Raw genomic sequence first — 3,733 nt, forward strand, 5'->3', positions numbered from 1 at the left:
CTCCGACCCGAACCGATTGGAGCCCTCCCGTGATCGAGCCCTCCCTGCTGGAGATCCTGGCCTGCCCGAAGTGCCACGCGCCGCTGCGCGAGGACGAGGCGGCCTCGGCCCTGGCGTGCACTGACAAGGAGTGCGCGCTGGTGTACCCGGTCCGCGACGGCATCCCGGTCCTGCTGATCGACGAAGCCACCAAGGCCGCGTGAGCGGTACCCCGCCACGCTCCGCTAGATTCAACTACGCAACGTCAGCCGACGAAACAGGAGAAACGCCGTGAGCGTCCTCACTCCGAGCGACTACAAGGTCGCTGACCTGTCCCTGGCCGAATTCGGCCGCAAGGAGATCACCCTGGCCGAGCACGAGATGCCCGGCCTGATGGCGATCCGCGCCGAGTACGCGGACGCGCAGCCGCTCAGGGGCGCGCGCGTCTCCGGCTCGCTGCACATGACGGTGCAGACCGCCGTGCTCATCGAGACCCTTACGGCCCTCGGCGCGGAGGTGCGCTGGGCGTCCTGCAACATCTTCTCCACCCAGGACCACGCCGCGGCGGCGATCGTGGTCGGCCAGGGCACGCCGCAGGCGCCGGCGGGCGTCCCGGTCTTCGCCTGGAAGGGCGAGACGCTGGAGGAGTACTGGTGGTGCACCGACCAGATGCTCCGCTGGCCGGAGTCCGCGGACGGCAGCGCCGGCCCGAACATGATCCTGGACGACGGCGGCGACGCCACCATGCTGGTCCACAAGGGCACTGAGTTCGAGAAGGCCGGCGCCGTGCCGGACGCCTCGGACGCCGACAGCGAGGAGTTCCAGGTCTTCCTGGCCCTGCTGCGCCGCTCGCTGGCCGAGGACGGCAACCGCTGGACGGCGATCGGCGAGCGCATCAAGGGCGTCACCGAGGAGACCACCACCGGCGTGCACCGGCTGTACGAGATGGCCAAGGAGGGCTCGCTGCTCTTCCCGGCGATCAACGTCAACGACTCGGTCACCAAGAGCAAGTTCGACAACAAGTACGGCTGCCGGCACTCGCTGGTCGACGGCATCAACCGGGCCACCGACGTGCTGATCGGCGGCAAGGTCGCGGTCGTGTGCGGCTACGGCGACGTCGGCAAGGGCTGCGCGGAGTCGCTGCGCGGCCAGGGCGCCCGCGTGATCATCACCGAGGTGGACCCGATCTGCGCGCTGCAGGCGGCGATGGACGGCTTCCAGGTCGCCACCTTGCAGGACGTGGTCGGCAGCGCCGACATCTTCGTCACCGCGACCGGCAACAAGGACATCATCATGGCCGCCGACATGGCCGCGATGAAGCACCAGGCGATCGTCGGCAACATCGGCCACTTCGACAACGAGATCGACATGGCCGGCCTGGCCAAGATCCCGGGGATCGAGAAGGTCGAGGTCAAGCCGCAGGTCCACACCTGGAAGTTCCCGGACGGCAAGACCCTCATCGTGCTGTCCGAGGGCCGGCTGCTGAACCTGGGCAACGCCACCGGCCACCCCAGCTTCGTGATGTCGAACTCGTTCACCAACCAGGTGATCGCCCAGATCGAGCTGTTCGCCAAGACCGCGGACTACCCGGTCGGCGTCTACGTGCTGCCCAAGCACCTGGACGAGAAGGTGGCCCGGCTGCACCTGGACGCGCTCGGGGTGCGGCTGACGAAGCTGTCGCCGGAGCAGGCCGCTTACATCGGCGTGCAGGTCGAGGGTCCCTACAAGCCGGAGCACTACCGGTACTGAGGTTTCGTGTGGTCGAGGCCGGTCCCGCTGGGCGGGGCCGGCTTCGGCGTTCTCGGGTGGGGTCGTGGTTGGTCGCGGCGCTGCTGTGCTGTGCGGTCGCGGTGTGGTGCTCTCTCTTGTCCGGCGCTCGCTCCTGGCCCGCGTGGCTAGACCGGCGGCTTGAAGCCGTCTTCCTCAGCCTCCGCGACGGGCTCGGACGCGCTTTCCGGTACTCGATCCGGCACGCGATCCGGCACCCGGTCCTGCACCGGTGGCATCGTCGGCAGCTGCGATCCCTTCGCAGGGTCCTGTAACGCGGTCGGAGCCGGCGACCCGGCGTAAGCCGGATACCGCGCCTGCGCCCGCTCCCAGGCTTCCCGCTGTGTCGTCTCCGCGGCCCGCATCTGCCGTACCCGGCGCTCGGCGGTGATCGCCGCGAGGTACGCCCACGGCGGCGTCCCGGCCGGCGGCAGGGCGACGTACCGGATGACCTCGCTCGCCAACTCGTGGCCCAGGCGCGCCGCGACGTCCGGCCGCATCTCGTGCATGCGGGTCAGGAACTGGCGCGCGGACAGCGCCACATCGTCCGGCAGTGCCGACAGATCCAGTTGCTGCGCCCAGCCCAGGAGGGGATACGGCATCGACAGCGCGGCCATCCCCATCGGGCTCACACCGGCGTCCGGCGCCCGGTCGCGGAGCACGACCGTCCCGGCCAGCCAGTCGCCGGTACGCCGGCCCTGCTTCGAGGAGAACGACGTCACCACCGCCAGCACGCCGAAGGTCGCGTAGAGGTCGAAGATCCCGCTGAGGGCGCGGACCAACGCGTGCCGGAACCGTACCGGGCCGCCGTCGGTGCGCACCACGCGCAGCCCGAGCGCCATCTTGCCCAGTGTGCGACCGCGGGTGACCGTCTCCAGCAGCGTCGGATACCCGACCACCACCGCGATGGTCATGACGATCAAGAGCCCGGCCAGCACCGCGTCGTCCAGCGCCCCGACCGACTCCACCACCCCGAGCACCGCGGCGAGCACCCCGAGCAACCCGCCCTGCACGAGCAGATCCAGCAGCCGGGCCAGCGCCCGGCTCGGCAGCTTGGCGAGCCGGAGATCCAGGGCCACGCCCTCGCCGATGACCAGGTCGCTCAAGGTCTTCCTCTCCACTCCGGGCCGTGACTTTGTTGCGGCAACCGTAGACCGCTCATACGGTGGGCGCACAGTTTCTCACCAGAGACTTCTTCACAGAGGCGGGGTCTTCCGACGTGGACATCGACGCGTACGCGGCGGCGCACCGCCCGGAATGGTCGCGCCTGGCGCAGCTGTCGAGTCGGAGCCGCGTGCTGGACGGGGCCGAGGCGGACGAACTGGTGGCGCTCTACCAGAACGTCGCCACGCACCTGTCTGTGGTGAGGTCCGCTGCGCCGGACGCAATAGTGGTCGGCCATCTGTCGTCCCTCCTGGCGACTGCCCGCGGCGCCATCGCGGGCCCGCGGGTTCCGGCGTGGCGAGAGATCCTGTACTTCTTCACGGACGGCTTTCCTGCGGCGCTCTACAGAGCGCGACGGTGGTGGATCGCTACTGCGCTGGTATCCCTGGTGGCCGCGTTCTTCATGGGCTGGTACATCGCGGCCAATCCGCGGGTGCAGGGGGAGCTGGCGTCACCCGATCTCGTGAACGGGGTGTTCCGGCCCGGCGGGCAGTTCGAGACCTACTACACGCAGTTCAGTCCGGGGTCGTTCGGGTTCAAGGTGTGGGTGAACAACGCCTGGGTGTCCGCGCTGGCCTTGTTCGGCGGCGTGACGCTGGTCTTCCCGTTCGTCGCCATGTACATGAACACCGCGAACCTGGCCGTCGACGGTGGCTTCATGGCGGCGCACGGACGCTTCGGCACGTTCCTGTCGCTCGTCGCCCCGCACGGGATGTTGGAACTCAGCGCGGTCTTCGTCGCCGGCGGGTGCGGGATGCGTATCGCGTGGGCGCTTCTTTCCCCGGGGCCGCGTACCCGCGGGGAGGCGTTGGGGGAGCAGGGG

The 3,733-nt window shown here is 69.5% G+C and carries 4 protein-coding genes; 3 read left to right on the top strand and 1 reads right to left on the bottom strand.

Annotated features, from left to right (window positions below; translation table 11 throughout):
• Positions 1 to 29: 29 nt before the first annotated feature.
• Positions 30 to 203: a Trm112 family protein gene (locus KGQ19_RS47880; protein ID WP_194899548.1), complete on the top strand. Its 174-nt coding sequence runs from the start codon at positions 30 to 32 to the stop codon at positions 201 to 203.
• Between the two features lie 67 nt (positions 204 to 270).
• A complete protein-coding gene (gene ahcY, locus KGQ19_RS47885; protein ID WP_212022206.1) occupies positions 271 to 1,728 on the top strand; it encodes an adenosylhomocysteinase in 1,458 nt (485 codons plus the stop codon).
• A gap of 146 nt (positions 1,729 to 1,874) precedes the next feature.
• Here the strand turns inward: ahcY and KGQ19_RS47890 are convergent, their stop codons facing one another.
• Positions 1,875 to 2,852: an RDD family protein gene (locus KGQ19_RS47890; RefSeq protein ID WP_212022208.1), complete on the bottom strand. Its 978-nt coding sequence runs from the start codon at positions 2,850 to 2,852 to the stop codon at positions 1,875 to 1,877.
• A 113-nt stretch (positions 2,853 to 2,965) separates the two neighbouring features.
• Here KGQ19_RS47890 and KGQ19_RS47895 point away from each other — a divergent pair.
• A partial coding sequence (locus KGQ19_RS47895) for a stage II sporulation protein M (protein ID WP_194925865.1) occupies positions 2,966 to 3,733 on the top strand: 768 nt, incomplete at its 3' end.

It is taken from the genome of Catenulispora pinistramenti (genome assembly GCF_018274385.1).
GTDB lineage: Bacteria > Actinomycetota > Actinomycetes > Streptomycetales > Catenulisporaceae > Catenulispora > Catenulispora pinistramenti.